The following is a 16,783-nucleotide window of genomic DNA, read 5'->3' as shown; positions in this document are numbered from 1 at the left end:
CTACGACAGAATAGATCGAATGACTAATTACTCACTATGGGCGGTTTCCCCAATGGTTCGCACAGTTTTTCTATATGCTGGGCGATTTCTAGAAGTCTTAAATCACGCCAGCGTTTCGCATGAATTTGTATACCTATTGGTAAACCTGACTGCGATTTAGCAATAGGAAGGGAAACAATAGGATTTGCCATCATTGCCGTGGGGCAGTTGTACATCCCTGTAGCAAGAGAATACGAAATTTTACGGTCATCTACTTTTAATTTTGTCCCTGTGCGACAGTGGGGGAAAGACAAAGTGGCGGCAGCAGGTGATAACCAAACATCCCATTGGCTTAAAAAGTTTTCCATTTTCTCAATAATTTGTGAACGTAGATCCTGTGCACGAAAGTAATTACGTGTAGACATTGTCAACCCTTTTGCCAAACCACGCGAGAAATTTCCACTGCCAAATCTAAGTTGTACAAATCCCATGCGTAGTAACCAACTAAACGGAGGTATTTTGATGATTTGTGGAGCATGAACACCTGACTCAAAGCCTTGAATCCAGCCCCATATTTTTAGCACATCGTTAAAATCTATATCTCGCGGAGTTTGTTTCTCTATAATCGCTCCGGCTTTTTGTAATTTGTCGATGAGTTCTTGCATGTGTTGTCGCACTTCTGTTGACGGTGGAATTCCTCCTATTTCATCACACCACGCTATTTTTATTCCATGTAAATCGTTTATCTTTTTATCACTACTTGGTAATGGAGCGGTTCGCCAATGGCATTCATCGACTTTTCCTACCAAACTCATCGCCAATTGTAAATCTTCTACGCTACGCGCCATAGGACCGCAAGCCATGTAGTTGTAAAGCGTGTTGGTGAGTTTTTTGACTTGGGCATGACCGCCGCAACTGACCACCCCTTCGGTAGGGCGCAGTGCACTAATTCCGCAAAAATGTGCTGGAACGCGTATTGAACCGGCCACATCACTGCCCATTTCTAGAGGAGAGAACCCTACAGCAACAGATGCTGCTGATCCTCCCGAGCTTCCTCCCGGAGTATGATTTAAGTTCCAGGGATTGTTTGTCTTGCCATAGTGGGGGTGTTTGCATTGCCAATCGTAACAAAAAAGGGGGACATTTGTTTTTCCCCAAATAATCGCACCGGCATCTTTGAGTAGCTTTACCACTGTTGCGTCGCGGTCGGGGTAGTAATTTTTCAAAAAAGGAATACCTAGCGTGGTTTTAAAACCTTTTACATTATAGGAATCCTTTATGGTCATTGGCACACCGTGAAGCGGGCCATGTATTTTTCCGCAAGCAAGGTCTTCGTCGGCTTTTTTTGCTTGCGCTCTTGCATTTTCGATATCTGTGGCGACTACCGCATTGACTTTAGAATTGTATTTCGTAAAATGTTCCCAATACGCTTCTAGAGCATCGCTTGCCGTGTATCTGCCTTCGCGGATATTTTTCGCCACAGTGGTTGTTGTTGAAAATGGTATCATAAAAACATCTCCATCAATTACGTTGGGATTTGGATGAATTTACAAATGTACCAAAACTCGGTTTGTCTTGCAATATATACGTTGCGATGAAAATGTAGTTCGAAAACACGATAGGAAAAACAAAATGGACGAAAATATTTGGATTTTTGGTTACGGTTCGTTGGTATGGAGACCAGGGTTTGATTTTTTAGACAGCCGTATAGGTTATATCGAAGGCTGGAAGCGTTTTTTTTATCAAGGTTCTCCAGATCATCGCGGAACCGAGGAAAGTCCTGGACGTGTAGCCACTTTACTGCCAAAGCCGGAATCTAAATGTTGGGGAGTGGCCTACCAAATTTCTTCTACGGCGTTTCACACAACATTTTCTTACCTGGATCATCGCGAAAAATGTGGTTTTCATCGTTATGAAATGAAATTTCATTGCCGCAAAAATGTCGCGTGCAAAGTATACACATATGTCGCATCGGAGGAAAACCCTTGTTATCTTGGACCTGCTTCGATGCAGGAGATGGCAGAGCAAATCCATTACTGCAAAGGACCGAGTGGTACAAACAGTGAATATTTACTAGAACTCGCAGCGAGTTTGCGTTCCCTGGGAGTGGTAGATGATCATGTGTTTGAATTAGAAAAACATTTGCAAAAAATTCAACAACGACCATAGCATACCAATTTACTCTTGAAAAGAGTAAAACACTTACTGTATTATATATATGTATTTTGCGGATATTTTTGTTGAATATATAGAACAGGAGGCAGGTGTGAAAATTAGCAAAAAATATGAATTTTCGGAAAGAGAAGTTGACCGTATTATCGGAATGGCATGGGAAGATCGTACTCCCTTTGAAGCGATTAAAACGCAGTTTGGTTTGAAGGAAGACGAAGTAGTGCGTTTGATGCGCCAGGAACTCAAACCCTCTAGCTGGAAAATGTGGCGTAAAAGAGTAAACAGCCGCAAGACAAAACATCTCAAACTACGCAATCCCGAAGTGAGCCGTTTTCGCTGTAAAACGCAAAAAAATCGCTACTAGTTGTGGTCACTGTATAAATATAGATGTTTGTGGCATTTAGCACACATGGTTCAAAATTTACAAAATAGGAGTAAGGAAATCTACTTTTTCGAGACTAAAAGAGAAATTTGTAAATTCTGTGACTCACAGTGTAATGAAAAAGAGGTGAAAAAATGTCCACAAAAAAAATTTTATGGGTTTTCTGTATAGTGTTTCTGTTGAGCTGTGATAATACGCGAACAAACACTTCTACAATTCAGGAAAGAAAACAGCAAGTGTCGTCTACGAAAGGAAAGAGAATGTTTTTAACCAGTAAAAAAGTTTCGCAAAACATACCACCTTTAGATGCTAGTATCCCGGAAACATTGCACACCGCTACTTTCGCATTGGGCTGATTCTGGGGACCAGATGCCCAGTTTGGTAGCATCAAAGGCGTTTTTCGCACACGTGTTGGATATTGCGGTGGCACAACAAAGTCACCTACATATCAAAGGATGGGAGATCACACCGAAGCGTTTCAGGTCGATTACGATCCAAACGTTATTTCCTATGAGGATTTATTGAATATTTTTTGGAAAAGTCATAATCCATGTCGACCGTCATGGTCCATTCAGTATAGACCTGCGGTTTTTTATCATGACAAACAGCAACAACAGCAAGCGGTAGAAACTAGTAAAGCGTTTGCAAAAACAGGAGAGATTAAAACCGCGATTTTGCCGGTGGGGGAATTTTATGTTGCGGAAGATTACCACCAAAAATACTGGTTGCAAAATCGCAAGTCGATGGCAAAAGAGCTCCACGATTACTACCCCCATTTTTCTGATTTTGTCAATTCTACTGTTGCGGCGCGACTCAATGGGTATGTTGGTGGCGATGGTACACAGAAGCTTTTACAGGAAGAATTAGATCAGTATGGGCTTTCGCAGAAATTACAAAAAGCATTGAGCAAAATGGTAAAACGCTAAGGCTATTATTTATGGCTCTAGTGTCATCCCACTTAATGCGGGATAACCGTTTCCTGAAGTGAACTTCAGTTTTATTAAAACGAAACTACCACAAGGTGTCATCCCTGACTTGATCAGGAATCCACAATATGAAGTAAACTTCAAAGCGCCTGGATCCCTGATCAAGTCAGGGATGACACTCCTATGGAGAACACCCCGATGGTTGTTTTGTAGTTCCAAAGAACACTAGAAAAAATCACTAGCGTGGATCGACAATACGACCTGCAAATAGTACACTGCCGGTTTTTGCATTGGATATCACAAACGCAAAGGGACGGTTGACGATAAAACGCACATCTACCATAACAGCACTTTCTGCGTTCATGACAACACCTGTTGCCGCAGCTGCTTCTGTACCTTTTTCGTCGACATTGACGACGGCTTGGTGTACAACTTTGGAGATAAACAAGCGCTCCTCTGTTGTCATTTCGGAAAAATCAGCTACACCTTCGGTAAATGCATCTTGCATCCCTAATTGTTCAAGTACTTCACCCAATTCAAACTCTGATTCTGCTTTAAACTTGGGCAGTGCTAGCATCATACTCTTTCTTTCCATCTTTCCTCTAACACTCGCTACTTTTTCAGCGGTGAGTTGCGCTTCGATGGTTTGGATACCATCAATTTCTGTTGGCAGAAAAATAATCATTTCGACTTCTTCTCCCTTGTAAGGCAAAGACACCGCTTGAAAATCTGGTTGTTGGTAATGTAGAAAGGCTCGTTCATTTTGTGACATCGTCGCCACCTGTACGTTTTCGCTTTTATTTAAGTGAAATGTTTGATCATAGGTGTCATTGGCATCAAATGGATGTAACCAGTCGCCTTTGAAATAGATAGCATTTGTCAACACCAAGCGTGTTTTGTCTTTGATGGTTCCTTGTTTAAGTAATTCCTTTATTTTTTGTTGTGTATTGTGTTCGACCCAGTGATTAATCGTGTTTCGCGCCTGCTCCGTTTCTTTTTTGAAATCGACTTCAAATAACCCGGCACCGTAGTTTTTTCCCGTTGTTTGCAAAAACTCTGGCAAGAAATCATAGTCCTTTTGTCCCCATAACGCGTTGGCAACATATAGTTTGTACAGTGCATTTGTCGGCTGCGTGGCATCTATGAGTGCCGAAAAAGAGGGGTGTGGATTTGTGGAGGGAAAGTGCAAAGTCTTTTGCATTTGTTGGGCGGTATTACCCGCTGCTCCTGCATATGTCATTGCCAAAGCGGTCGAAATACTATATGGAGAAAAAAATACATTTTTTTGTTCGGTGGTTAACTTTTTGTATAGTTCCCACGCAAAAGTATTGTTTCCTGTTACCAAAGCATCTATTTGTTGTTGGGACACATCGGTGGCGGTTTCTTTTTGGGGAAATTTAGGTTTAGGCAAATTTGCGGAACAGCCCAGTAACATAAAAACACATATTGATAGACACAAAACGTATCTCATTTATTTTCTCCTCAGCTAAAAATAAAAAAGCCCAGAAACATTCTGGGCTTTTGCTTGTTCATTTCCTTGTACACTTCTGTCGTTTACAAAAAACTATTCAATTTCATATTTGAAAGAATAGCTTTTTTTGGTTACGTCAGAACCTACTCTTGCGGTAATGGGAAACGAGTAGTTACCTGAGTTACCTTTGATGGTTTTTTGCAATACGAAAAAGTATTCGTTGTCTTTCATGGAAGTAAGTTCCATTTTTTGTTTTCCTTCGCCTATGGCAGAGAAGTCTATTTCAACAACAATGTCCTTGGCGTTAACGCTGTAGTGAATTTTTGTTTCTGCTTGCTCTGTCCATAATGGTGCGCCGAGCATGTGTCCAATGTATTTGGGACGTTGCTCTTTGGTGAAAGGTCCGATTTCGACATAGTACTTGTCTTTGTCGGCATCGTATTTCATTTCACTGTCAATACTCTTGCCGTCGCTACCTACTTTGTGCTTGAATTCTGGATGGAGATATGCAGCATCCGGAGCAATCGCTGGACCATTGCTTGTTTCTCTAAACCACCAGTGGGCAACATGGCTTTTCGCTGTGGCACGTTCGAAGTATAGTCGTAGGACCTTTTCATGTGGGTGGCCTTCGTTATCTTGTTCTAGCTGTGCCGTAACGTTGAATGTTACCTTTTCACCTGTTTGTCCCGATTTGGGGTTGGTGGTGGCTTGGGTAATTTTGATGCGATCTACAGGGGTGACAAATGGATTGATTCCCTGGCGATTTCCTATCCAAACGTGTTGAATTTCCGAACGTTTTACATTACCACGACTGTCCACAGCTTCGATGTAATAATCAATCAGGCAATTTTCATAATCTTCTAAGTATGTGTAGTAGAGTTCTCCACAAATCGATGCAGGAAGAGGATTGTAGTATTTGTCGTTGTAATTTTTATCTCTTGGCATTCCATTTGGGGGAAGTTTGCGACGCGTCATGTCGTACTCAACCCAAGAACCAACGGCATTTGCATTTACAGAAGGAACACTATTTGGGTCATAAACTTCGTTGGCATTGTCTCCGATGGGGTTTACTCCGTCATTGTCAACGCGTATTTTTAGAGTGACTTTATCAATACCAGCAACATCGTACGCATAAGTGTAGATGGCAAAGTGGTTGTTGAAAGTTCTTTTCACCCAGCCGGTTGATTTGTCGCGATTTAATCCACCAGGATTTGTTGGCCAGCGTTGTACCCACCACATTGTTGGTCCTGTTTTGTCTTTGTCTTTGTGTTCTTCGACAAATTTTTTGGTGAAGTGTAGTGAGTTTTCCATGCCCACGATTGGCTTCATCGTGTCATCGACATTTTCACCGTAGTATGCAAAACCAGAGTCAAGAGATGAAGAGAGAAAATACCAACCTAGTTCCGCAAAATTTGCGTTTCCTTTTATAGGGTTGGTGATTTGGTCGATACGCAGTGGAGCACCGTTATTGAAATCTACTTGAATTTGTTCCGCCGTGATTGCGTAGTTTAAGTATGCCTGTAGAAGAGCATAAAAACGCATTTGGAAATGATAACCGGTCTCTAAGTCAGCAGTGAAAGGCTCACTGCCTTTTTTTTGCGGGTGTTGCCATCTTCCAGGAGGCAATTGCCAATGGTACCAGTTTTGGTCTCCAGGGGAGTCACCGGTATCGATCCATGATCCGTCTTCGACGCGAACGACATCATCTTGAGGAACAGGATTTTTACGCAAATATTCTTGGACGGTCATCGGTTCAATACTTCCACCGGAATATATGCGTGTTGAGTTGTTATATCCATCTTGCCCACTACCATAACCGCTAGAGTTGTCTCCGTCTTTTGCGGTCACGAAAATGCATTGGCGATTTGTTGATCCGGCGTTGGCGACAACATTGTCGGCGAGTTCAGGTCCTACTTGCATAAAACCTTCTTGCCAGCTGGCGGCCTGGTTGGCAGGAACAACGATTATCTTGTCTTCTTTGCCTGAAGCAGGGTCTACGTATTTCGCCCAGTGTGGCAAAGCCGAAAATGGATATTTGTTGGTGACTTCGCGATTTTGGTTGAAAATGGGTTCAATATGCCACTTGCCTTGTCCAGAGGTGTTCGTCATGTATGCTTTGTTTGGCGGACTAATCAAGTTGTTGGTGTGTGTTAAATCGACATTGGGATAATCCGCAAGAGCGCGGGATAAGTGCACATTCGATACGAAAGACCACTCAATTCCGAGTTTACGCAACGTAGGAATGAGTCTTTCCGAAAAGCCTAGCTCTGTTGGGAAAAATCCTTTTGAGGCTTTGTAGCCTTGTCCCATAAAGAAAGAAGCGCCGCTGATATGTTCGTGCATGCGCAATTCTTTTTCAAAATACTCTGGGCCAATCAGAGGTCCCATGCTGTGATGGTAAGTGAAATAAACAAAGTCTAATGCACGAAAGCCGTTTTGTGTCTTGGTGTTGTAGTATACATCGCGGAAGTTACCTGCCCAATTAGGCCAAAAATGGATATTCAAAGCCGCAAGGTTTTCCACATTGGTCATCAGCGAGCCAGAAAAAGTTAACTGTGCGCCTGACATTGGCCAACGGCTGTTGTTCTCGCGAATTTTGTTTGGCGGACGATTGGTGTATCCATTTTGTTTTGCATCATGAGCATAGTATGTACGTAGATCATCGTGTGGGGTAAAGGGGAGTTTTTTGCCCGCTTCTTTCCACAAGATAATATCGCCGTCTAACTTGTATTGTATTCTTTCGCCGTTAGGTATACTATCATAAGAGTTTACATCGAAGTACGGCCAAAAGTTGGGCATATGCATATGGTATAGATGTGTTGCCGCAACTTTTTTTCTAGTGTTTTCGCTATTATCATCTTGTGCAAAAATACAAAAAGACAGTAGCAAAACAATGATCAAAAATTTTTTCATAATTGTGTGTTACGAGAAAACGGTGAGATATGAAATAGAATAAACTCTTCTCGTACTCCCTACTAAGATTGTAAATTGATGTAATAAAGTACTATATTTCAATTTTAGCATATACCACTACTATGGGTAAATACATTTTCTGGTAAAATTGACGATCATTGCTTTATGGGGAAGATTTTCGGAAACGTACACCATGGTGCTTTTTTCTGCGTTTTAGTATAGTTTTTTCGTAAACCACCGAAAAATTGAGAATGAGATGTAAATGCCTTAAATATCTTATGGTATTTTAATATATTTAAGTGTATAATTGTCTTTGTGAACAAGACGGTAATGTGAAGTTGTCATAAATCTGCTCAAAATAGGTATGCTGCCATGAAAAAAATAGGTCTATTTTTACTACTCACTCAGATGTTATTTGCAGGGAATTCGATTTACAACATAAGTGTCAATGGACGTGGTGGTGGTATGGGAGGCGTTGAGTTGGCGATTCCCGGAGATGCGACAGGAATTTTTTCTAATCCGGCGAATATCACAACGATTCATCCACATACTTTCTCGGGGACTTTGGGGGCTAGTACTTCTTTTACCTATGTAGAATCTGGAGAGGGGACACAGAGTCCCGATTTCGAAGTATATCCTCTTGGCGCGTTTGCCTATGCGTACCGCTTGAGCGACATGCCCATTTCTTTTGGTTTTGGAATCTATCCGATCGTTGGCGCTGGTGCAAGTTATAGCAATTTTGAATTAGGTGGTGGTCTAGAGGCGACACTAAAATCGCAATTTGCCTTAATAAAAGCCGTTCCTACTATGGCGCTACACATTACAGAAAATCTGTCTATTGGTGCTAGTTTTGAAGTGGGCTACTCTACGATTGAGTCCGACAATTTTTCCGAGTTGGCGGTGATTGGCGGGCATAAACTTGAAGCAGATGCCATCGCTTTTGGTGGAAAATTCGGAATTTTCTACCAACTATTTCGCACGACGTTGGGTGTTGTTTATACCACAAAAATGCCCGTGCGTTTTGAAGGGGATTTTGAAGAGGGTGATGACAAACAAGATCTGGAAATACTTGGTTTTGAAATTCCTCATGTTTTTGAATTGGGAATTGCACATGCTATTACGGACAACTTAACTATCGGTATGGATTTTTCCTACTATTTGTGGAATGATTCGTTTCGCGAGTTGGAGTTTTTGCGCGACAATGCCGATAATTCTGTCAATCCCAATCCACTGGTCGCCCCGTTGGATTGGCGCAATCAACTATCCATGGCGATAGGTGGAGAATACGTATGGGGAGACCATACATTTCGCTTGGGGTACAATTACGGAGAAAATCCTGCGGCACGCATCAGCATCACTCCCACACTCTCTCCGATTATTGAGCATCATGTTACCATAGGGTATGGAATAAATGTAGGCAATTGGACTTTTGACTTTTCTTACGACTTTGAAATACCTAACACCAAAACTAGCAAAAACCCCGCGTTTCTGGACGCCGACCAAACAACATCGGCGCATATTGCTTATGTGATGATACGCTATCGTTTTGGTGGCCCACAGAACGACGATTCAAAGACGCGAACGCTCTTTTAAATGACGTGAGAATTTTTTCCAGTAACATAGACCGCAAATCGTAAAGCAAGCGTCGCGGCTACGAACAAGAAGCGTTGTGATGGCACTGGCGTTCTTATCAAAACCGAGATATTGAATAACCCACATTTGGCTGGATTCTAAGACCCCCATTCCTCCAGGAAAAGGCGTTAACAGCACCAAACGCAGACTGAGAAGTACGGTGATGGTATCAACGACAGATGGGTTTAGGTCCAGCGCATGTAATATAAACCACACTTCATAAATCGTCATTCCCCAAATTAGTATACAAAGAAAAAAAAGCTGTAGACATGCCATTTTCGCTTGATGCAAAAAAGCAATGATTTGCGTTTCGACTAAGTGAAAGAAACTATAGAATCTCTGCAAGAAATATATTTTCTTCGCCAAGAATGAAATTACGGTGATTTTTTTTATGTAAAAAATCATAACGCTAATGTAGACGAAAAAAAATAATGCAATCGTTAGCGATAAAATGAGGGAAATGTCGTCCCAGAATAACATAGCTGTGGCAATTACAATGAAAGTGAAGTTTGCCAAAACATCTATATAGCGATCGATAAACAACGCCGAAGTTGCCGATGCGGTAGGTATATTGTTTACCTTTTTGAGTAAATAAACCTGTAATGGTTCTCCCCCCACAAGAGGTCCTGGTGTGATGTAGCTTACGGCAAAACCCACCAAACGGTTTTTTGCCAAGCTAACAAAACCAATGGAGCGGTCTATTTCGCGAAAAATGAGCCATGTTCTCGTACAAAACAACAAAAATATCACAAGATTGATGGATATCCAAATGACCATTTCACCAGGATCTATTTTTAAGAGTAAAATGGAAACTTGGTGCCAGTCTAACTGTGAAATAAACCAATAAATAAAAGACAGGCCGACAATAAAAATAAGTATTTGCATGAAAGGTAATTTCTTATTCTAGGTACTTAGAGCAGACTTGGTACATATGGCGAATATCTTCGATAATCATGTACAAACACGGAACCAAAACCAACGTAATAAATGTGGCAAATACAATACCAAAACCAAGAGAAATTGCCATGGGGATTAAAAATTTCGCTTGGCGCGATGTCTCAAAAATCATAGGCATTAGACCACAAAAGGTGGTGATCGTTGTGAATAAGATGGGTCGGAAACGCTGACATGCACCTTTTATCATCGCCGTCGGGGTATGCTCTTCGCCTTCCATACGCAAGCGATTCACACAATCCACTAAAACCAAAGAGTCATTCACAACAACACCTGATAGAGCAATAATACCTAAGATACTAGGAATACAAAGTGTATACCCCATGATGATATGTCCGAGGATTGCCCCAACAAAGCCAAAAGGAATGGCAAACATAATGATGAGCGGTTGTATGTAGCTGCGAAAGGGAATTGCGAGTAAGGCGTACACCACAAATAGAGCCAGCATAAAGGTATTGCGCAAACTAGAAAGCGATTCGCGATTGTCTGCCTGTCGACCTTCAAAACTCAACGTAAGTCCTGGGTATAGCTTTCGCAATTCGGGTAGAACCTCTGCGGAGACTTTGTTGATGACTTCAAGTGTTTTGCTACGCGGTACCACATTTGCCGTTACTTGTACCACGCGACGCCCATCACGGCGGCTTATGGCTGTGTATGCATACCCTCGTCGCCAAGTTGCCACTTCGCTTAAAAGAACCTCGGGTCCTTTGGGAGTACGTACCACCATTTGTTCTAAGTTGTATTCACTAATGCGTTCTTCTTCTTCTAAAAGTACTTTTATCTTGATTTCATTACGTCCACGAAGCTGGCGTGTGACCTCTGCGCCAAGATAGGAATTGCGAAGTTGACGGGCAATTTGTGCTGACGTCAATCCCAAAGCTTTGCCTTCGGGTAAAATGGTGAAGTCCAGTTGTTCCTTGCCTTTTTGATGGCCATCATCAACATCGGCAGTGTATTGTAGTTCTCGGATCACCGCTGCGAGTTTCTTGCTGGCCTCTTCTAATATTTTTGCATCGTCGTAAGCTAATTCAATGGTTAGTGAGGCACCACTACTGGGCCCTCCTGAATCTGCTGCAAAACGTGCGTATTCGGCACCAACGATTTCTCCTGTTTTGTCTCGCCACCTGTTCGTGAAGTCGGTAGTGGAAATTCCCACTTTTTTACGGATGTTTGCGTCCACTAAGTACGTACGCACTTGTAGATTGTGACTACCGTCCTTGCCCACTTCGGAGAAAATACCTTTGACAAATTGTTGTTCAATTTCATCGCGTACCCCTATTGCTGCATCTACAATACGCTGACTAATGGCAAACGTTTTGTCTATAGGCGTTCCAAAAGGCATCACTATGTTCACATTGGAGTAATCGGATTCAATGCGCGGAAACGATTGGAATCCTAAACGTCCACTCGTCGTCCATGCGATAGCGATCATTAAAATAGTTATGGAAACTCCGAGTGCGATGTAGCGAAAAGGCAATAATAAGCGCAGGAGTGGACTATATACTTTGTGTACAAACCACATTAAAGTACCACTGAACGCTTTTTGAACATTATAGATGACGCCCTGTGGTTTCTGTGACGATTTTTTTTGGTGACCTAGGTGAGCAGGTAAAATAAACAGGGATTCAAAAAGGGAAATGGTAAATACGGTAATGACTACCATGGGAATTTGCCAGAAAAATTTCCCCATACGTCCGGGCATAAAATAAAGTGGCATAAAAGTCACAATATTTGTCAAAATACTAAAGGTGATAGGGGTCGCCATATCTTGCGCCCCTTTAATGGATGCTTGGAGAAATGAAGAGCCTTGCTCGCGGTACTGGTAGATATTCTCTCCAATGACAATCGCATCATCAACGACAATACCAAGAGACACTATGTAGGCAAACAGCGATACCATATTTAGTGACAACCCGGTAAACGGTAAGATCAACATGGAACCAAGGAAAGAAATGGGGATTCCCATCATTACCCAGAACGCCAAGCGAATTTCCAAAAATAATCCCAATGATATGAGTACCAGCAGTAATCCCAAAGCCGCATTACGTAGTAGTAAATCAATGCGTTGTTCGTAAATTGTCGAGCGATCGCGTAATATAGCGACATTTAAGCTTTTTGGTAAAATTTTGTGTAGTTTTTCGAGGTTTTTTTTCACGGCAGAGGAAACTTCAATAGGGGTTTGACGACCGATGCGAAATACTTCTAACATGACCGCTGGTTGGCCGTCAAAGGTTGCGATATAATCACTTTCTTCAAAGCCATCCTTAATTGTGGCGATTTCTTCCAAGGTGATTTCACTACCACCACGGTTACTAATAATGGGAATTTGTGCAAACTCTTTTCCGTAGTCGCGACGTTCGGTCATACGCAAAAGTATCTCTCCATGAGAAGTTTTGATCGCTCCAAAAGGAAGCTCTAAAGACGCGCTGCGTATACGCCGTGCAATTTCGTCAATGGTGAGGTTATAGTGACGTAAAGTTTCCTGTGAGACGTGAATACCAATTTCCATTGCAGGCAAGCCAGAAAGCTCTATTTGAGTAATGTTGGGGTCACGTAGCAAAGTGTCACGCACAATTTCCGCATAGTATTGTAGTGCGCGGCGATCGACATCACCATAAAGTACTAAGTCAAGAACTTGTCTTTTTCGCGAAAGAATTTGCACCTTTGGCTCTTCGGCATCTTCGGGAAATGTACGTATGCGCTCAACTTCATCGCGGATTTGGGTGGCGAGCTTTTGCAAATCTTCCCCTTCGACAAGCTCGGCAGTAACTGTTCCTACCCCCTCTCCAGCTTGTCCCTGTATTTCCTTAACACCTTCAAGATTGCGTATGGCTTCTTCAATGGGCTTTACGATACCTTTTTCTACCTCTTCAGGACTAGCACCTGGGTAGGTGACGGAAGCATGAACCACATCGAGTTCTATTTCAGGAAAAACCTCTTGTTTTATATAACCCAGAGCAAAAAAACCACCTATCATACACACAAACATAACCAGATTGGCGGCAACGGAGTTTTTGGTCATCCACGCAATAGAGCCTTTTTCTTTCATTGTTGAATCTCTTTCACTGTCATACCTGTTACTGCTCCCGGAATTTGCGATACGATCATTTTTTCTCCCGTAGAAATTCCACTATCAATAAAAACATCGTCTTTCTCACGCCAAACAATGTTTACGGCACGCTTTTGTAGAGAATTATTTGCAAAGATCCATACAAACTTACCATCGTGAATATGTTCGCGAGGAATTTGTATGACATTTTTTAAAATTCTACCCTCAATTTGCAAACGCACAAATGATCCCAACAGGAGTACTGGTTTATCTGCTTTTTTTTGCAAACGTAGTAGCGGATCTTCTACTTTGATAAGAATGCGTGCCATTTTGCCCTCTGGCTCTATTTGAGGTAACAATCGCGCCACTTTACCCGTGCGAAAAACGTTCGCCCACGATCGATGGGAAATTTTGACACTGCTTCCTTGTTCTTTGCTGTTTATGGGTATGTGAATGGATGATAGCTGGCTTACGGGAATCGTTGCCTCAATCCAGTAATAATCTACGGCAACAATTGTGGCAATGTTGGTATTGGTCGTAACTGTAGAGCCTGGACCTACGCTTTTAGAAATGACAAAAGCATCAAAAGGAATGTTGATGTTTGTGTATTCGAGATTTTGTTGTGCTTTCTCCAAAAGTATGGCTTGTAAATTCACTTGTTGTTTTGCCAGTTCAATATCTTGCGTTTTTAACGTAAGCGCTTTGCGCTCGGTTTTTAGTTCATTTAGACGCAAACGAGCGGTTTCTAATTCCGCAGATTTTTGAATGGTAGTGGTTTTGGCTAACTCGTATACCTCTTCGCTGGTCAGTTTGCGTTGCAAAAGTTGTTCCTGACGCTGTGATTGTTGCAAAGCGTTTTCATATTGCTTTTGTGCCGATTTAAGAGTGGCATTGGCTTTTTTTTGTTCTACCGCTAAACGTTGTTCTTCAACAGTATAATCTCGCTGTGCACGTCGCAAACGCGCTTTGGCAATCGCCAATTGTGCTTTTGCCTCTGCAACATTACGTTGTTCTGTAATCGGATCAATGCGAGCAATCGTTGTTCCTTGTTTCAAAAATCCTCCAGGGACAAGAGAAGAAGAAATTTTGAGTATTCTACCGCCTATCTGTGGGAATATATCGATTCTTTGCGAAGGAGTCGCATTTCCCATCGCTGTAATATGAGTAGCGTGATCCTTGGCAATCATGGTGACTGTTTTCACAAAAGCTTCGCGTTCTACTTTTCGCTTGCGCACCTTGGGTTTCGACTTCATTAAGTATGTGCTGGTGAAATACCCCATGGTGATAATGACCACGGTAAGTGTTATGTGTATTGTGTATTTAATGGCGATGCGAATTTTTGAGTGGGTGTTTTCCATGATGACTCCTAAGTTGTACGTTTGGGCTTGGCTATATGTTGGTATCACATGTAATACGATCCCGAACCCGATCCCGAACCCGTTCCCGTTTCGCAAGAGAACAAAGTTATTTTCTAATTTCACAATAATACAAAAAATGTAATATTAATACCGTAACACGCTACTAATATTCAAAAAAAATCTAACTTTTGGTAACATTCAACAATCCTTGTATTCATTCATACATCTATGATTGCTCAATTTTCGGGAACGGGATCGGGTTCGGGATCGGGAACGTATAAAAGTAGTATCTTTCTACTAGCACAAGTCATTATGTTTTAGTTCAAAGAATGATTTTCGATTGGTAGGCTATCGCGAGTTTTTGTAAACGTTTAAGACAGGCGGATCACGATCCGCCTATCGAGTCTATCCCTGTACACGTTCGTTGAATTCCATAATTTTTTCGTCGATTTTCTCTTCCATGGCGTGAATTTTTTTCCAGTACTGTGGGTCTTGCCATTGCGCGTCGAGTTCTTTGACGTCGCGCTGTTGTTGTTCTACCCAAGTGTAGTACTTTAGTGAATGAATGCGCTTTTTCTCGTAATAAGTCAGTTCTAACATATTGTCCAATGTTGTCGCCATCAAAGAAGCATGGTAGTCTTTTGCTGCGTCGATTTCGCGATAGTCGCCAAATTCTTCGCGTAACTGTTCTATACGTGTTTGGTATAGGTCCATGCCATCGGTGGCTACGGTAATGAGAACATCTTTTTCGTCCATTTCGTAGTATTTCGCTACTTTTATTGTCGATAGTAAATTGCAAATAGCGGAGATACCAAAAAGCGGTAGTTGGGCAATGACTTCGTCACTAACACCTTGCGTTTTTAGATATTCATGCCCTTTTTCTTCGTTGAAGAGTCGCGATAAATTCATACAATGATTGTCGTCAACCGCAACGACGAGGTCAGTATTGCGTGTATTGTGAATCCATGGAATGTGTTTATCTCCAATACCCTCTATTTTGTGGCCACCAAAGCCGTTGTATAGTAACGTTGGGCATTGTAAGGCTTCCGCAACAGCGATTTTGGCTTGTGGGAATACCTCTTTGATAAGATCACCACATGCGGTGGTTCCGGCTGATCCGGAGGAACTAATTACCGCGCGACAACGGTCCCCTTCACGCATATTGTTCTTTAGTACTTCTACCATTGCATTTCCTGTGACAGCGTAATGCCACAAGTGGTTACCGGGTTCTTCAAACTGGTTAAAAATAACTACGTTTTTGCGTTCTCTCTTTAGTTCCCAGCACTTGTCAAAGATTTCCTTTACATTGCTCTCGCAGCCAGGTGTGGCAATAATTTCCCCAGCGACTTTTTGGAGCCACTCAAAACGCTCTGCGCTCATTTCTTCAGGAAGAATGGCGATGGATTTACACCCTAACAAAGCGCTGTTGTAAGCACCTCCACGACAAAAGTTTCCTGTTGACGGCCATGCCGCTTCATGGGTGGTCGGATCGAACTGACCGGTGACTAGTTGTGGAACCAGGCAACCGAACGTCGCCCCTACCTTGTGAGCACGGATGGGAAACCAGTGACCAAGGATGACAAAAATGCGTGCTTTTACTCCTGAGATTTCGGGAGGAATTTCTACATAGTTGACACTTCCGTACAATCCACCGTGTTTTTGTGGTTCGTTTTTCCACGATATACGAAATAAATTGCGCGGATGAAGATCTTCTAAACCAATATTTTTCAATTCATCTTTTATTTTTCCCGGGATAAGATCTGGATTTTTTTGCTGAGCAAAAGTGGGAATAATGATATTTTTTTCTTTGGCACGTTGTACAACATTTGCCAATTGTTTTTCGTTTGTGGTTAAGTCTATCATACAAAATCTCTTTATAACTTGACACGTTTCTCTTTTATCGCTATATTAGCTACAAAATTTAGCCTGCCAGCCAAATTTTACTAC

11 protein-coding genes and 1 pseudogene are annotated in these 16,783 nt (G+C 42.0%); 5 read left to right on the top strand and 7 right to left on the bottom strand.

Annotation, left to right across the window (positions count from 1 at the left end; all coding sequences use genetic code 11):
* Nucleotides 1–23: 23 nt before the first annotated feature.
* Complete coding sequence (locus tag UABAM_RS26395; protein ID WP_151970985.1) at nucleotides 24–1,487, bottom strand: amidase; 1,464 nt, start codon at nucleotides 1,485–1,487, stop codon at nucleotides 24–26.
* A 124-nt stretch (nucleotides 1,488–1,611) separates the two neighbouring features.
* On the opposite strand from UABAM_RS26395, the gene UABAM_RS26390 reads away from it, so the two are divergent.
* The 4 genes and pseudogenes from UABAM_RS26390 to UABAM_RS34295 all read left to right on the top strand — a co-directional run bounded on the left by UABAM_RS26390 (nucleotide 1,612) and on the right by UABAM_RS34295 (nucleotide 3,459).
* Nucleotides 1,612–2,148, top strand: coding sequence for a gamma-glutamylcyclotransferase (locus UABAM_RS26390; RefSeq protein WP_151970984.1), 537 nt, complete (start codon nucleotides 1,612–1,614; stop codon nucleotides 2,146–2,148).
* A gap of 97 nt (nucleotides 2,149–2,245) precedes the next feature.
* Nucleotides 2,246–2,515, top strand: a complete 270-nt coding sequence (locus tag UABAM_RS26385) for a TIGR03643 family protein (protein WP_261343915.1) — start codon at nucleotides 2,246–2,248, stop codon at nucleotides 2,513–2,515.
* Nucleotides 2,516–2,901: 386 nt separating this feature from the next.
* Nucleotides 2,902–3,264: pseudogene (locus UABAM_RS26380) on the top strand (peptide-methionine (S)-S-oxide reductase MsrA); the annotation flags it as partial.
* 12 nt (nucleotides 3,265–3,276) lie between these two features.
* Nucleotides 3,277–3,459 (top strand): hypothetical protein, encoded by a 183-nt coding sequence (locus tag UABAM_RS34295; protein WP_368239218.1) that lies wholly within the window; start codon nucleotides 3,277–3,279, stop codon nucleotides 3,457–3,459.
* 238 nt (nucleotides 3,460–3,697) lie between these two features.
* Here the strand turns inward: UABAM_RS34295 and UABAM_RS26375 are convergent, their stop codons facing one another.
* Nucleotides 3,698–4,930 carry a serpin family protein gene (locus tag UABAM_RS26375; protein ID WP_151970981.1) on the bottom strand — a complete coding sequence of 411 codons (1,233 nt, stop codon included), beginning with the start codon at nucleotides 4,928–4,930 and terminating at the stop codon, nucleotides 3,698–3,700.
* Nucleotides 4,931–5,023: 93 nt separating this feature from the next.
* On the bottom strand, nucleotides 5,024–7,843 hold the full coding sequence (locus tag UABAM_RS26370; RefSeq protein WP_151970980.1) for a polysaccharide deacetylase family protein: 2,820 nt from the start codon (nucleotides 7,841–7,843) through the stop codon (nucleotides 5,024–5,026).
* Between the two features lie 372 nt (nucleotides 7,844–8,215).
* Here UABAM_RS26370 and UABAM_RS26365 point away from each other — a divergent pair, with 372 nt between their 5' ends.
* Nucleotides 8,216–9,436: an OmpP1/FadL family transporter gene (locus UABAM_RS26365; RefSeq protein ID WP_151970979.1), complete on the top strand. Its 1,221-nt coding sequence runs from the start codon at nucleotides 8,216–8,218 to the stop codon at nucleotides 9,434–9,436.
* Here UABAM_RS26365 and UABAM_RS26360 read toward each other — a convergent pair.
* The 4 genes from UABAM_RS26360 to UABAM_RS26345 form a co-directional block, all read right to left on the bottom strand.
* Nucleotides 9,413–10,360, bottom strand: coding sequence for a lysylphosphatidylglycerol synthase transmembrane domain-containing protein (locus UABAM_RS26360; protein ID WP_151970978.1), 948 nt, complete (start codon nucleotides 10,358–10,360; stop codon nucleotides 9,413–9,415). The genes UABAM_RS26365 and UABAM_RS26360 overlap by 24 nt on opposite strands.
* Before the next feature lie 13 nt (nucleotides 10,361–10,373).
* Complete coding sequence (locus UABAM_RS26355) at nucleotides 10,374–13,478, bottom strand: efflux RND transporter permease subunit (RefSeq protein ID WP_151970977.1); 3,105 nt, start codon at nucleotides 13,476–13,478, stop codon at nucleotides 10,374–10,376.
* Nucleotides 13,475–14,836: an efflux RND transporter periplasmic adaptor subunit gene (locus tag UABAM_RS26350; RefSeq protein WP_151970976.1), complete on the bottom strand. Its 1,362-nt coding sequence runs from the start codon at nucleotides 14,834–14,836 to the stop codon at nucleotides 13,475–13,477. The genes UABAM_RS26355 and UABAM_RS26350 overlap by 4 nt, the downstream gene beginning before the upstream one ends.
* A 405-nt stretch (nucleotides 14,837–15,241) precedes the next feature.
* On the bottom strand, nucleotides 15,242–16,699 hold the full coding sequence (locus UABAM_RS26345; protein ID WP_151970975.1) for a pyridoxal-phosphate dependent enzyme: 1,458 nt from the start codon (nucleotides 16,697–16,699) through the stop codon (nucleotides 15,242–15,244).
* Nucleotides 16,700–16,783 lie beyond the last annotated feature (84 nt).

The organism is Candidatus Uabimicrobium amorphum (assembly GCF_009002475.1).
Classification (GTDB): Bacteria; Planctomycetota; Uabimicrobiia; order Uabimicrobiales; family Uabimicrobiaceae; genus Uabimicrobium; species Uabimicrobium amorphum.
The sequence above is the reverse complement of the archived record's forward strand: the minus strand, read 5'-3'. Positions and strand labels throughout refer to the sequence as shown.